Raw genomic sequence first — 13,679 nt, forward strand, 5'->3', positions numbered from 1 at the left:
ATATCGGTTCGTCAGCGTACAGCATAGCCTGCAGGTACACACCGTATGCTTTCCTACGGAGACACCGCCATGCATGCCCTGATCGTCTACTGCCACCCCGAGCCCCGCTCGTTCAACGGCGCCCTGAAGGACGTGGCCATCGAAACCCTGCAGCGCCTGGGCCATAGCGTCGAGGTATCGGACCTCTACGCCGAGGGGTTCGACCCCGTCGAGCAGCCGGCGCACTTCGTCGAGCGCGCCGAGCCGGAGACGTTCCTGCCGCTGACCGAACAGCGCCATGCCTTCACCGCCGGCACCCTCCCCGACGACGTGAAGCGCGAGATCGCCCGGCTGGAGCGTGCCGATCTGGTGATCCTGCAGTTTCCCCTCTGGTGGCACGGCCTGCCGGCGATGCTCAAGGGCTGGTTCGACCGGGTCTGCGTCTATGGCGGGGTCTACTCCGGGAGCATGCGCTACGACCGCGGCCGCTTTCGTGGCAAGCGGGCGATCGGCTCGGTGACCACCGGCTCGCCGGCACCGGCCTTCACGCGGCACGGCCGCGGCGGCGACATGGCGACCCTGATGTGGCCCATGCACTGTTCGCTCTACTACCTGGGCATGGACGTGCTGGCGCCGCAGGCCACCTACGGTGTGCAGGGCGGCGGGCTCAGCTACCAGGCGGAAGAGGACTTCCGCGCCCATCTCGAGACCGCGAAGACGAACTGGGCCCGGCGACTGGCCACCCTCGAGGAGGCTAGTCCGATTCCCTTCAGCGGCTGGGACGACTGGGACGAGCACGGCGTGCTCAAGGACGAGCATCCGGCCCGGTGGCGGCCCTGAGCGACGCCGACCCGCCGACGGCAACGCATGCCATCAGGTATGCAGCCACACCCAGGGTGAGGGCAGCAGCCGGGCCTGGTAGAAGCGCTGCAGCTCCTCGAGGGTCAGGTCGGCGACGGCCTGCAGCAGTTGTCGGGGCCGCTGGACATCGGCGTCGCCCGCGGCCAGGCCGGCCCAGAACTGCGCCGCCTGCTGAACGGGCTGGCGCTGCTGCGCCTGCAGGGTCTGCAGCAGGCCGTCGCGGTAGTGGGCGAAGCGCTCGGGGTCGAGCGTGGGGAGGGGGGCGTCGGGCGCCGTCAGGAAGTGGCGTATCTGCTCCTGCAGCTCGTCCACCGAGAGCGACGGCGACTGCACCAGCAGGATCAGCCCCGGGCGGTCGTGCAGGGGCAGGTAGCGGGCCAGCACCACATAGCCGAGCTGCTGTTCGATGCGCAGCCGGTGAAAGAAGGCATCGTGGAGCAGCGCGGCCAGCAGACGATAGCGGGCCTCCTGCCACGGCGAGGCGTCGGACCCCGGCAGGTACAGGGCCACCGCACTGTCGGGGTCCGACGCCGCGAGCCCATAGTGGTAGGCCTGGCCCGCCTGCAGCGGCACGATGGGCGGCCGGCGGCGTACCACCGCTGACGACTCGCCGGCCAGCAGGCGCGCTTCCAGCACATCGGCCAGCCGCTGCGCCTGGGCCCCATCCAGCGGCCCCGCCATCAGGCAGTCGATCCCCACGCCGTGCAGCAGTTCATGCCGAAACGCCTGCAACCGCTCGCGTCGCACCGTGGCCAGCCCGGCCAGCCGCTCCTCGTCATCGAAGCCGTAGCCCAGCCGTGCCTCGGGCAGCCGCAGCAGGCGGCGAAAGGCAGGGTCGTGCTGCTGCGCCTCCCAGCGCACCTGCAGTCCCCGCCGGGCCTGGTCGAAGCGCTCCGCGGTGATCCGGGTTCGGGACAGGCAGCTCGACAGGCGTTGCAGCAGCCTGTCGAGCTGCTCGGGAAAGCCGCTGCCCGTCAGCGTGATGCCCTGGTGATGGCGGCTCAGCGTCACCTCCAGGCCGGCGGCCCGTGCCTGCTGCCACTCGGCGGCCAGCTCCCGCTCCAGCCAGGCGATCAGCAGCGCCGTCAGGACGGTGGCGTTCAAGGTGTGCGTGGGGCAGGCGGCCACCAGGTTCAGGTAGATCGCGGTGCGCCCCCCCGGGGCCCGGGCGAGCGGCTGATGCCAGACCCGGCTCCGCCCGCTGTCGCGCAGCAGGCGGGGCACGGGGGCGCTCGAGCCCTCCGGCTTGGCATCGGGTATCGCCATGATGAAGGGGTTGGGGGGTGGCAGCGTGAAATCGAGCGCCCCGTCCCATCGGGTGGCCCCGGGTTCGGGCGCCGCCGCGACCCGATAGGGCGCCGGGAACCAGGGGCTCGTGCGATCGCCCCGAACCGCCGGGTCGACCGTCAGCGCCAGCAGGTTGTCCGGGGTCAGGTGGGCCAGGCAATCGCGGATCACCCGGGGCTGGCACGCATCCAGCCGATAGGGGCCGCGCAGCGCTTCCGCGACGGGATAGCGGTGGAGCTGGTCGGCCAGCGACTTGACGAACTCCAGGGTGGACGTCGTCGCGGCGAGCCGAAAGCGCTGTTCGGCCAGCGCCTGCCGTTCCCGGTGGCGCCAGGCGGCGATGCCGTCCGCCTCGATTCGCCGCAGGCAGGCGAACACCGCCGCCGTGATCGCCGCGGTGTGGTCCATGCCGTCGGGCGTGAGGCGCAAGCGGATCTGGAACAGGGCCTGGGGCCGGGTATCCAGCAGCACCGAGCCGTCGATGTCCGTGAGCCAGCCCCGATCCATGAGCTGGCCGTACAGGCTGCCGGGGCCACGGAACGCCAGCAGCTGCCCCAGGTACGCCCAGGGTTGCAGGTAGTCGTCCGGCCGCAGGGCGGGCACCGGAAAGCACAGGCGCAGCTCGTGGCAGCGATGCGCCGGCTGCAGCGCCAGTCTCAGGGGGAGGCTTCCCGGCGGCAGCAGGGGCGGATGGGCCGCCGGCGCCGGCATCGTCCCGGGCGGGATATCGGCGAAACAGCGACGCACCTGCCGCTCCAGGGTGTCCAGCGGCTCGGTCCCGACGACCGCCAGCCACAGGTTGGCGGCCGTGTAATGGCGCTGCCGGAAGGCCATCAGGGCCCGGCGCAGCGACTCGGGTGCCGCCCCCAGGGTGTCCCGGTTGCCGGCGAGAAAGCGGCTGGCGGGATGCGCCGGAGCGAGCACCTGCTTGATGACGCCCAGAATGCGCTGCTCGTCGTCCCCTCGCCGTGCCCGGTACTCCGCGTCGATCACCTCGCGCTCCTGCGCAATGGCCGATTCGGTCAGGCGTGGGGCGATGAAGAACTGGGCGAAGCGATCCAGGGCGCCATCGAGCCGGGCCGGCGGGATCTCGAAGAAGTAGCGAGTCTGATCGAGCTCCGTCGTGGCGTTGTAGCGCCCGCCATGCCCCTGGACATAGGCCGGGAAGTCTTCCGGTACCGGGTACCTTTCCGTGCCCAGGAACAGCATGTGCTCCAGCAGGTGGGCCAGCCCCGCGCAATCGGGCGGTTCATCGCCGCTACCGGCGCCGACGCTCATGGCAGCCCCCGCCTGGTCGGCGTCAGGATCGCAGAGCAGCAGGACCCTCAGGCCGTTGGGCAGGGTGAGCGATCGGCACTGGCGACGATCGCCGGGAGGCGTATGGATCATCGGGGCGGTTCCGGGCGATGGGGAACGGGCGGCAGGCGATCGGCCGACGCTGTCGCTACCGTCAACGGTACCACAGCCCCGGGCAGTGCTCGAACCGGGGCAGGAGCCCGTTCAGCGGCAGGATCGCTCGCCGGTGACCGCTGCCCATTCGCGCGCCAGCCAGCGTCCGGCACGCTCGATCTCGTCTTCGCTGGCGCCGGCATAGCCCAGCACCAGACCGGGGCGCCCCGGTTCGCGCAGGTAATAGCATGACAGCGGCGAGAGCGTGACGCCCTGCCCGGCGGCCCTGGCGACCAGCGTCCGCTCGGTTTCCAGGTCGTCGAGCCAGGCCACCAGGTGCATGCCGGCCTGGCCCTCGGAGAGCCTCAGGCCTCGCGCCACCGCCGGCGCCAGGGCCTCGCGCAGCCGTGCCTGTCGCCGGCGATAGCAGTCACGCATGCGCCGCACATGGCGCGAGAAGTGTCCCTGGGCGATGAACTCGGCCAGCGCCGCCTGCACCGGATACTGTCCCTCGCGATGCAGGCGTGCATTGGCCCGCCGGAACGGCACCACCAAGGGCTCGGGCAGCACCAGATAGCCCAGCCGCAGCCCCGGATAGAGCACCTTGCTGAAGGTCCCGACATAGATCACCCGGGCCCCGTCGACCAGCCCCTGCAGGGCGGCGATGGGCCGCTGGCCATAGCGGAACTCGCTGTCGTAGTCGTCCTCGACGATCCAGGCGCGGTGACGCTCGGCGACCTCGAGCAGCGCCAGCCGCCGCGCCAGGCTCATCGTGACGCCGCCGGGATATTGATGAGAGGGCGTGACATGGATCAGGCGGGGCGAGTCGCCGCCGACGGGCACGCCCGGAATGCTCATGCCCTCATCATCCACCGGCACCGGTTCCAACTCGAAACCGGCCGCACTGAAACAGGCCTGGGCCCCGTGGTAGCCGGGTTCCTCGACCCACACCCGGTCGCCGACATCACCGAGCATCCGTGCCAGCAGCTCGAACCCCTGCTGGGCCCCCTGAACGATCAGGATCTGCTCGGGGCGACAACACACCGAGCGCGACAGCCGCAGATAGTCGCACAGCGCCTCGCGCAGCGCCGGCACGCCGCCCTGAGCCTGATAATCCAGCCACTGGGTGGGCGTCGCATGCAGGTGGCGTCGCAACAGTCGCTGCCAGGTCTCGTGGGGAAAACGATCGAGCGCCGGCACACCGGGTGCGAAGGCGCCGAAGCGGTCGTCCAGGCTGGCGCAGAAGTCGAGAAGCTGCAAGCCTCGCGACGACAGCACGGCCTCGCCCGCTTCGGCCTGACCCAACGGCGAACTCGCCTCGCCAGACAGGCTGGCCATGGGCTCGAACGTCACCTCCGCCACGAAGGTACCGGCACCGGGGCGGCTCTCCAGGAAACCTTCGGCGATCAACTGGTCGATGGCCGCCAGCACGGTGTTGCGACCCAGGCTCAATTCACGTGCCAGGCGGCGCGAGGACGGTAGCCGCTGGCCGCTGACCAGTCGGCCTTCCTGCACCCAGCGGCGCAGCGTCTGGTAAAGCCGTTGCGCCAGCGGCGCCGAGGCCGGGCAGGCCAGTTCGAGCCCCAGCGCCTCGCTGACCCAGTCTGCTGCGTCACCGACAACCGGTCCCATGAATTTCCCCAAAACTGGTTCTAATCGAGGAACCAATATGCCGCCAGACTGAGCGGGTGTCACCCCCTCAGGAGGACCTTCCCATGTCGGTACGTCATGCCAAGCTGCGCGATATCGAAGCCCTCGGTGAGCTGCTCGACGGCTACCGGGGGTTCTACGACCAGCCTTCGGACCCGGCCCGTGCCCGGAACTTCCTGGCACACCGCCTGGGCCTGGGCGATTCCCACCTGCTGGTCTACGAGGATGAAGGTGGCGAACTGCTCGGCTTCGTGCAGCTCTACCCGCTGTTCTCCACCGTGCGCCTGGCCCCACTGTGGCTGCTCAACGACCTCTTCGTCGCCCCCCGGGCGCGCCAGCACGGTATCGGCCGGGCGCTGATGACCGCCGCCCGCGACCTGGCCCTGGCCAACGGCGTCAGGCATCTGAAGCTGGCCACCCAGACCGAGAACCGGGTCGCCCAGGGGCTGTACGAGTCGCTGGGCTGGCAGCGCGACACGGTGTTCCACCACTATGGGCTGACGGTGGGCGACCGGGTCCTCGAGGAGAGCTGCTCATGACGGAGACGAATGCCTACGGCCAGCCGGTGGGCCACCGGGTGGTGGGCGGGCGAGGCGCCGCCTTCTCCAGCCTGACCCGGGAGTAGGACTTAGCGAGCCATGCGTTCCATCAGCGGTGCCAGTGCCACGGCGCGCGGCTCGCCATCGAAGTCGTCCTGGACCAGCACCCGGGCCCGCGCCTCCAGGTAACGGCCCGCGCCCTCGACCCGGGCGATCCGCTGCATGTCGCCCAGGGCGTCGATGAGCTGCGGCGTCTGGCGATCGAGCACCGGCCGGACCTCCTCGGCCAGGTCCGGCGCACTGGCGAACGGCGAACGCCCCTCCTGCAGCCATTGATGGTGGAGGCGGCGCTGGATGTGCTTGCTGGCGTCGAACTGCTTCTGGAAGAACTCGCGGGCGAAGGCCTCGTCGACCCCCGCCTCGCTCGCTTCCTCCGCGACCCGGTCGAGGATCTGCGCCTCGCGCTCCGGGGCATTGATCGCGGCCCCGGAGTTCCACTTGGCCCTGGCCACGTCCTCCGCGACGTCGAGTCGTTCATCGATCAACACCAGCATCCGGTCGATGGCCACCTTGTCCTCATCCGGCGGCTCCGGGGGCTGCATCTGGCAACCGGCGAGGAGGAACAGGACGAGTAGAGCGAAGGCATGCCGGGGATAGGAAAACGAGGGAAGCGTTCCTGGGCGGTAACGGGGCATCGGGGCAACTCCCTTGCGAGTGGATTCAGAGCCATTGTGGCAAGAAATCACCGACCCGGCCTCCTGCCGCCCGGGTGGTGCTCCCGGGCATCTCCCGGCGGCAGACTATCGTAGCGCAGCCTCAGAGCGAGGCGCTCTCGACACTCATTCGCCTGCCCTCCGGGACGTCGTCCCAGCCGCCGGCCAGCGCCTTGTAGAGCCCGACCAGGGCCGTGGCGGAACGGGTATGGCTGCGCGCCAGGCTGTCCTCGGCCTCGAGCCGCGAGCGCTCGGCGTCGATGACCTCCAGGAAGTCGATGACCCCTACCTCGAAGCGTACCCGGGCCTGGCGCGCCGCCTCGCCGCTGGCCTCGGCGGCGTCGACCAGGTGCTCGCGCTCGCGCAGCGCCTGGGCGTACCGGGCGAGCGCGGTCTCGGTCTCCTCGAGCGCCGCCAGGACCGTCTGTTCGTAACGGGCCAGGTTGGCATCGGCGTCGGCATCGGCGGCGGCCATCCGGGCGCGGACCCGCCCCGTATCGAGGAACGACCAGTCGACGCCGAGCGCGATCAGCCGCGTCTCGCTGTCGCGAGCGAACAGGTCGCCGGTGCTGGCCGCCTGGGTCCCCAGCAGCCCGCTCAGGGTGAAGCGCGGATAGAGGTCGGCGGTGGCCACACCGATGCGGGCGCTGGCGGCCTCCAGGCGGCGCTCGGCGGCGGCGATGTCCGGGCGTCGGCGCAGCAGCTCGCCGGGCAGGCCGGTGGCCACCCGGGCCGGCAGCGCCGGCGGGGCGGCCGGCGCCTCCAGCACCGCGACCAGGGCGCCGGGCTCCTGGCCCGCCAGCACGGCGATGCGGTGCGTGGCGGCGGCGATCTCGCCCTCGAGGGCCGGAAGGCGCGACAGCGTGCTCTCCAGCTGGGCCCGGGCGCGCACGCTGTCGAACTCGGTGCCACGGCCCGCCTCGAGGCGCGCGTCCACCAGCGCCAGCGACTCGCGCTGGTTGTCGGCGTTGGCCCGCGCGACCCGCAGCTGCTCCTGCAGCCCGCGCAGCCGGAAGTAGGTGTCCACCAGTTCGGCGACCACCACCACCTGCAGCGCATGCAGGTCGGCGGCCGAGGCCTCGGCGTCGGCGCGCTGGGCCTCGACGCTGCGACGCACGCGGCCGAAGAGATCCAGCTCCCAGAAGGCCGATACCCCGGCATCGAAGCTGTCGCCATCGCGGTCGGCGCGTGAGACGCCCGGCATCTGGTCGGCGCTCAGGCGCTGATTCGCCACACCGCCCTCGGCGGTGACCGTCGGCGCCAGGTCGCGGCGGGATTGCCGCAGCAGGGCCCGGCTCCGGTCGTAGCGCGCCAGGCCGATACGCAGGTCGTGGTTGGCGGCCAGGGCCTCCTCCACCAGTTGCGTCAGCAAGGGGTCCTCGAAGCGCCGCCAGAACTCGGCCTCGACCGGGTCTGTGGAATAGAGCGCTTCGTCGGCACGCGTCAGCGTCTCGGGCGCCGGTGACGCCGGCGCTCGATAGTCGGGGCCCACGGCGCAAGCTGTGAGCGCCAACAGCACGGGCATCAGCAACAGGCTACGCACGGTATTCGCCCTCCATCGGCAGGGAGCTCTCGGGCTCCGGGCGGTCACGCGTCACCAGCTTGCGCAGGGCGACGTAGAACACCGGGGTCAGGAAGAGACCGAACAGGGTGACGCCGAGCATGCCGGCGAACACCGCGGTGCCCAGCGCCTGGCGCACCTCGGCGCCGGCCCCGCCGGCGAGCATCAGCGGCACCACCGCCGCGGTGAAGGTGATCGAGGTCATGATGATCGGCCGCAGGCGCAGGCGGCAGGCCTCCAGCGCCGCCTCGACGATGCCCCGGCCCTGCAGCTCCAGCTCGCGGGCGAACTCGACGATCAGGATGGCGTTCTTGCACGCCAGGCCGATCAGCACCACCAGGCCGACCTGCACGAAGATGTTGTTGTCGCCGCCGGTGAGCTTCACCCCGATCAGCGCCGAGAGCATGCACATCGGCACGATCAGGATCACCGCCAGCGGCAGGGTCCAGCTCTCGTAGAGCGCCGCCAGCGCCAGGAACACCAGCAGGATCGCCAGCGGGAAGACCACCAGGGCGGCGCCGCCCTGGTTGACCTGCTGGTAGCTCAGATCACTCCATTCGAAGGTCATGCCGGCCGGCAACACCGACGGCGCCAGGCCCTCGACCACCGCCAGCGCCTGGCTGGACGAGAGAACCCTCGGATCGGACTCGCCCATCAGGTCGGCGGCCGGGTAGCCGTTGTAGCGGATCACCGGATCCGGCCCGAAGGTCTCGCTGACGCGGATCATGCTGCCGATCGGCACCATCTCGCCGTTGACGTTGCGGGTGCGCAGGCGATCGATGTTCTCGACGTCCAGGCGGAAGCCGCCATCGGCCTGGGCGATCACCTGCCAGGTGCGGCCGAAGCGGTTGAAGTCGTTGACGTAGGCCGAGCCCAGGTAGACCTGCAGGGTCTCGAACAGGTCGGTCAGCGGCACCCCCTGGGCCTTGGCCTTGATCCGGTCCACGTGCAGGTCGAGCTGCGGCACATTGGACTGGTAGGAAGTGATCGGGTAGCCCATGCCCGGCGTCTGCGCCAGCGCACCGCTGAGGCCGTCGACGGCGTTCTGCAACTCGCCGTAGCCGAGGTTGGCGCGGTCCTGCACGAACAGCGAGAATCCCGAGCCGGAGCCGAGCCCGAGGATCGCCGGCGGCATGAAGGCGAAGGTGAAGGCCTCCTGCAGGGCGGCGAACTTGCCGTTGAGCTCGGCGGTGATCGCCTCGGCGCTGCGCTGGCGATCGCCGAACGGTTCCAGGCCGAAGAACACCGTGCCGGAGTTGGGCGTGTTGGTGAACTGCAGCGGGTTGAGCCCCGGGAACGCCACGGCCGCCTCGACCCCTTCCGTCTCCAGGGCGATCTCGGTCATCTGCCGGATCACCGCCTCGGTGCGATCCAGCGACGCGCCCTCGGGCAGCTTGGTGCCGCCGATCAGGTACATCTTGTCCTGGGTGGGGATGAACCCGCCCGGCACCGCCTGGAACATCAGCCCGGTGGCCGCCAGCAGCACGACGTAGACGCCGAACACCACGCCACGCCGGCGCAGGCTGCGCCCCACCCCGCCCTGGTAGCGTTCGGAGCTGGCGTGGAAGAAGCGGTTGAAGGGGCGGAACAACCAGCCGAAGAGGACGTCGATGAGCCGCGAGAAACGATCCCGGGGGGCATCGTGGGGCTTGAGCAGCAGCGCCGCCAGCGCCGGCGACAGCGACAGCGAGTTGATCGCCGAGATCACCGTGGAGATGGCGATGGTCACCGCGAACTGGCGATAGAACTGGCCGGTGACCCCCTCGAGGAAGGCCATGGGCACGAACACCGCGCACAGCACCACCGAGATGGCGATGATCGGCCCGCTCACCTCGCGCATCGCCTGGTGCGCCGCCGCCAGCGGCGCCAGCCCCTCGGCGATGTTGCGCTCGACGTTCTCGACCACCACGATGGCGTCGTCGACCACGATGCCGATCGCCAGCACCAGGCCGAACAGCGTCAGGGTATTGATCGAGAACCCCAGCAGGTAGAGCACCGCGAAGGTCCCCACGATCGACACCGGCACCGCCAGCAGCGGGATGATCGAGGCGCGCCAGGTCTGCAGGAACAGCGTCACCACCAGCACCACCAGCAGCACCGCCTCGAGCAGGGTCTTGATCACCGACTCGATGGAGTCGCGCACGAACACCGTCGGATCGTAGACAATCTCGTGTTCCACCCCTTCGGGAAAGCGCTCGGCCAGCTCCTCCATCTTCTCGCGCACCGCGTCGGATAGCGCGATGGCGTTCGAGCCCGGCGCCTGGAAGATGCCGATCGCCACGGCCGGATCGTTGTCGAGCAGCGAGCGCAGCGAGTACTCGGCGGCACCGAGCTCGAGCCGGGCGACATCGGAGAGGTAGGTGATCTGGCCGTCACCGCCGGTCTTGACGATGATGTCGCCGAACTCCTCCTCGGTGGTCAGGCGCCCCTGAGCGTTGATCGAGATCAGGAAGTCCGATGACGCGGGGGTCGGCGGCGCACCGAGCTGGCCCGCCGAGACCTGCACGTTCTGCTCGCGGATCGCCGCCAGGATATCGCCGGCGGTCAGCCCCCTCGCGGCGGCCCGGTCGGGGTCGATCCACACCCGCATGGCGTAGTCGCCGGCGCCGAACAGCATCGCCTGGCCGACGCCGGGCAGCCGCGCCAGCTCGTCGCGCACGTGCAGCGCCGCGTAGTTGCGCAGATAGGTGCTGTCGTAGCGGCCATCCGGCGAGGTCAGCTGGGGCACCATCGTCAGGTCGGGCGACTGCTTGTCGGTGGTCACCCCCTGGCGCCGCACCGCCTCGGGCAGCCGGGCCAGCGCCTGGCTGACCCGGTTCTGCACCTGCACCTGGGCCGCGTCCGGATCGGTACCGGGGCGGAAGGTCAGGGTCATCGCCAGCACCCCGTCGGAACCGGCCACCGACTTCATGTACATCAGGTCCTGGACCCCGGTGATCGCCTCCTCCAGCGGCGTGGCCACCGTCTCGGCGATCTCCTTGGGGTTGGCGCCGGGATAGACCGCCCGCACCTGGACGGTAGGCGGCACCACGTCGGGGTACTCGCTGACCGGCAGCAGCGGGATGGTGATCGCCCCGGCGATGAAGATCAGGATCGACAGCACCGCGGCGAAGATCGGGCGGTCGACGAAGAATTTCGCAAAATCCATGGCAGGACTCCCTCCTCGGGGCGGACAGAGGGCGTCCGCCCCGGGGCCATCGTTCAGGGGTTAGGGTGATCGCTGGAGTCGTGACGCTCAGCGCGTGGCGGCCAGCTCCTCGGCGGCGCCGGCCGGCCCGCGCATGTCGACGCTCTCGGCCGCCACCGGCATCCCCGGGAAGAAGATCCGCTGGGCACCGCGCACGACCACCCGGTCACCGGGCTCGAGGCCGGACGCCACCACCCGCAGTCCCTCGGCCATGCGCCCGAGCCGCACATCGCGGCGCTGTGCCCGGTCCTCGTTGTCGACCACGTAGACGTACTTGCGGTCCTGGTCGGTGAGCACCGCCTTGTCGTCGATCAGGATGGCGTCCTCCGAGCCGCTGCCGAGCAACTGCACCCGGGCAAACATGCCGGGCGCGAAACGCCCGTCGCCGTTGTCGAGCACGGCGCGCGTCAGGATCGTTCCCGACGCAGCGTCCAGCCGGTTGTCGACGAAGTCCACCTCGCCCTCGTGGGGATAGCCCACATCGGTGGCCAGACCGATGCGTACCGGCGTGCGCTCGTCGCGGGAACTCGTGCGCTCGCCGTTGCGGGCCATGGCGTCGTACTGCAGGTAGGTCTGCTCGTCGCTGAAGAAATGCACGTGGACCTTGTCCAGGGAGACGATGCTGGTCAGCGGCGTGGCCTCCGAGACCAGGTTGCCGACGGTCACCAGGGCCCGGCCGGTACGCCCGGCGATGGGCGCGCGGACCTCGGTGAACGCCATGTGCAGGCTCGCCGTGTCGACCGCCGCCCGCGCCGCCAGGATATCGGCCTCGGCCTGGGCCGCCGCCGCCCGGCGCTGGTCCAGTTCCTCCCGGGAAATGGCGCGGGTCTGGGCGAGCGCCTCCGCCCTGGCGGCCTCGCTGCGGGCGAGTTCGGCCCGGGCGCGCGCCCGCTCGAGATCGGCCTCGGCCCGTGCCAGCTCGGCCCGGTAGGGGCGCTGGTCGATCACGAACAGCACATCGCCCGCCTCGACGCTCTGGCCCTCGGTATAGTGGATACTCTCGATGTACCCCGTCACCCGCGGACGCAGCTCCACCGTCTCCACCGCCTCGATGCGACCGGTGAACTCGTCCCAGAAACGCACGTCCTCGACCACCACATCGGCCACGCTGACCTCGGGTGGGGGCGGCGCCTGCTGCGCACTGTCTGCCTGACCGTCACAGCCCGTCAGGAATACGAGTCCCGAAAACATGGCGGTAACCATGACGCTTCTCACGAGACCCGAGTGATGGAACATCTTGTGGACGTTCATGAGTGACCTCTATCGACTCGGAATGGCGGAGTACCCCGCCGCTTGATCATCGGACCTGGCAGTTGAATTGCCGTGGACTCTATCCAGTCGATTGATAAGGAGGGGAATCGACAACCGGCAATCCGATGCAGTGCGTCACCATAAAGCCATATCGATAACTTGATTAGTCGGGTCGTCAGGGAAATACTGTCCCATTGACGGGATAGTCACCGTGCAACCGCTCCCTTGTTTGTTCAGCGCTACTTGTTCGGCCCCTGACACTCCAGGCACGGAACGGGACAACGATAATGTTGCAGGATCTCAACGACGCCTTGATCTTCGCCAAGGTGGTGGAACAGGGCAGTTTCATCTCGGCGGCCAAGCAACTTCGCCTTGGAAAGACGACGGTCAGCCGCAAGGTGCAGGACCTGGAGCGGCGCCTCGGGGCCCGGCTGCTGAACCGCACCACTCGCAACCTGAGCCTGACCGAGGCCGGCGCCGTCTATTACGACTACTGCAATCGCATCGTCCGGGATCTCGGTGAAGCCGAGAGCGCCGTCCATCAGCTCGAGGAGAGCCCGAGAGGTTGGCTGCGCGTTACCGCCCCCTTCACGATGTGCACCGAGTTCACCTCGACCCTGGTGCGGGACTTCCGCAAGTTGCATCCCGCGGTCAGGATCGAACTGGTGCTCTCCAACGAGCGCCTGGACCTGGTGGCCAACCAGATCGACGTCGCGCTGCGGGTTGGCCCCCTGCCGGACTCCAGCATGGTGGCGCGGCCCCTGGCCCGCTTTCGCTCCTTCGTCTATGCCAGCGCGGAGTACCTCGCCCGCCATGGCGAGCCCCGGGAGCCGGCGGAGCTGGCCTTCCATCCGGCCCTGGCCAAGTCCACCGACCAGCGTGGCCAGCGCTATCTGTGGCAGCTGCACAAGGGAGCGCGCCGGGAGGAGGTCGAGATCGACCCCATCGCCATCGCCAACGACCCCTTCGTGCTGCGCGGGCTGCTGGTCGAGGGCCAGGGGGTGATGCTGGCCAGCGAGATCGTCGCCTGCCTGGGCCCGGAGGAGAGGCAGCTGAAGCGCATCCTGGACGGCTGGGAAGGCCCCGAGGTGGAGCTGAACGCGGTCTTTCCGGGCGGGCGACTCATCTCGCCCAAGGTGCGCACCTTCGTCGACTTCGTGGTCGAGAGCATGCGGATCGAGAGCCTGTCGCCCCCCGAACTGTGGCAGCCGCCGGTTCACACCGAGGAGGTCTCCGTCGAGGCCGCCGACGAGACGGCCTGA

At 69.8% G+C, this 13,679-nt stretch carries 9 protein-coding genes; 3 read left to right on the top strand and 6 right to left on the bottom strand.

The genetic code is table 11. The features are described from left to right. The first annotated feature begins 69 nt into the window (after positions 1-69). Positions 70-819, top strand: a complete 750-nt coding sequence (locus tag AC5W54_RS12380; protein WP_495962400.1) for an NAD(P)H-dependent oxidoreductase — start codon at positions 70-72, stop codon at positions 817-819. A gap of 33 nt (positions 820-852) precedes the next feature. Here AC5W54_RS12380 and AC5W54_RS12385 read toward each other — a convergent pair whose 3' ends face one another. Together AC5W54_RS12385 and pdxR are read right to left on the bottom strand one after the other, a co-directional pair. Then, positions 853-3,516, bottom strand: coding sequence for an insulinase family protein (locus AC5W54_RS12385; protein ID WP_495962401.1), 2,664 nt, complete (start codon positions 3,514-3,516; stop codon positions 853-855). A gap of 111 nt (positions 3,517-3,627) precedes the next feature. Next, positions 3,628-5,148, bottom strand: a complete 1,521-nt coding sequence (gene pdxR / locus AC5W54_RS12390; RefSeq protein WP_495962402.1) for a MocR-like pyridoxine biosynthesis transcription factor PdxR — start codon at positions 5,146-5,148, stop codon at positions 3,628-3,630. An 83-nt stretch (positions 5,149-5,231) separates the two neighbouring features. Here pdxR and AC5W54_RS12395 point away from each other — a divergent pair, with 83 nt between their 5' ends. Next, the gene (locus tag AC5W54_RS12395) at positions 5,232-5,705 is read left to right on the top strand and encodes a GNAT family N-acetyltransferase (protein ID WP_495962403.1); all 474 of its coding nucleotides are present in this window, start codon (positions 5,232-5,234) and stop codon (positions 5,703-5,705) included. Between the two features lie 89 nt (positions 5,706-5,794). Here the strand turns inward: AC5W54_RS12395 and aroQ are convergent, their stop codons facing one another. The 4 genes from aroQ to AC5W54_RS12415 all read right to left on the bottom strand — a co-directional run bounded on the left by aroQ (position 5,795) and on the right by AC5W54_RS12415 (position 12,357). Further along, complete coding sequence (gene aroQ, locus AC5W54_RS12400) at positions 5,795-6,400, bottom strand: gamma subclass chorismate mutase AroQ (RefSeq protein ID WP_495962404.1); 606 nt, start codon at positions 6,398-6,400, stop codon at positions 5,795-5,797. Positions 6,401-6,521: 121 nt separating this feature from the next. Further along, positions 6,522-7,961: an efflux transporter outer membrane subunit gene (locus AC5W54_RS12405; RefSeq protein WP_495962405.1), complete on the bottom strand. Its 1,440-nt coding sequence runs from the start codon at positions 7,959-7,961 to the stop codon at positions 6,522-6,524. Then, complete coding sequence (locus AC5W54_RS12410) at positions 7,954-11,127, bottom strand: efflux RND transporter permease subunit (protein WP_495962406.1); 3,174 nt, start codon at positions 11,125-11,127, stop codon at positions 7,954-7,956. Before AC5W54_RS12410 ends, AC5W54_RS12405 begins: the two co-directional genes overlap by 8 nt. A gap of 87 nt (positions 11,128-11,214) precedes the next feature. Next, a complete protein-coding gene (locus tag AC5W54_RS12415) occupies positions 11,215-12,357 on the bottom strand; it encodes an efflux RND transporter periplasmic adaptor subunit (RefSeq protein WP_495962407.1) in 1,143 nt (380 codons plus the stop codon). 347 nt (positions 12,358-12,704) lie between these two features. On the opposite strand from AC5W54_RS12415, the gene AC5W54_RS12420 reads away from it, so the two are divergent. Continuing rightward, positions 12,705-13,679 (top strand): LysR family transcriptional regulator, encoded by a 975-nt coding sequence (locus AC5W54_RS12420; protein WP_495962408.1) that lies wholly within the window; start codon positions 12,705-12,707, stop codon positions 13,677-13,679.

It is taken from the genome of Halomonas sp. LMYGS-3, from assembly GCF_059509875.1.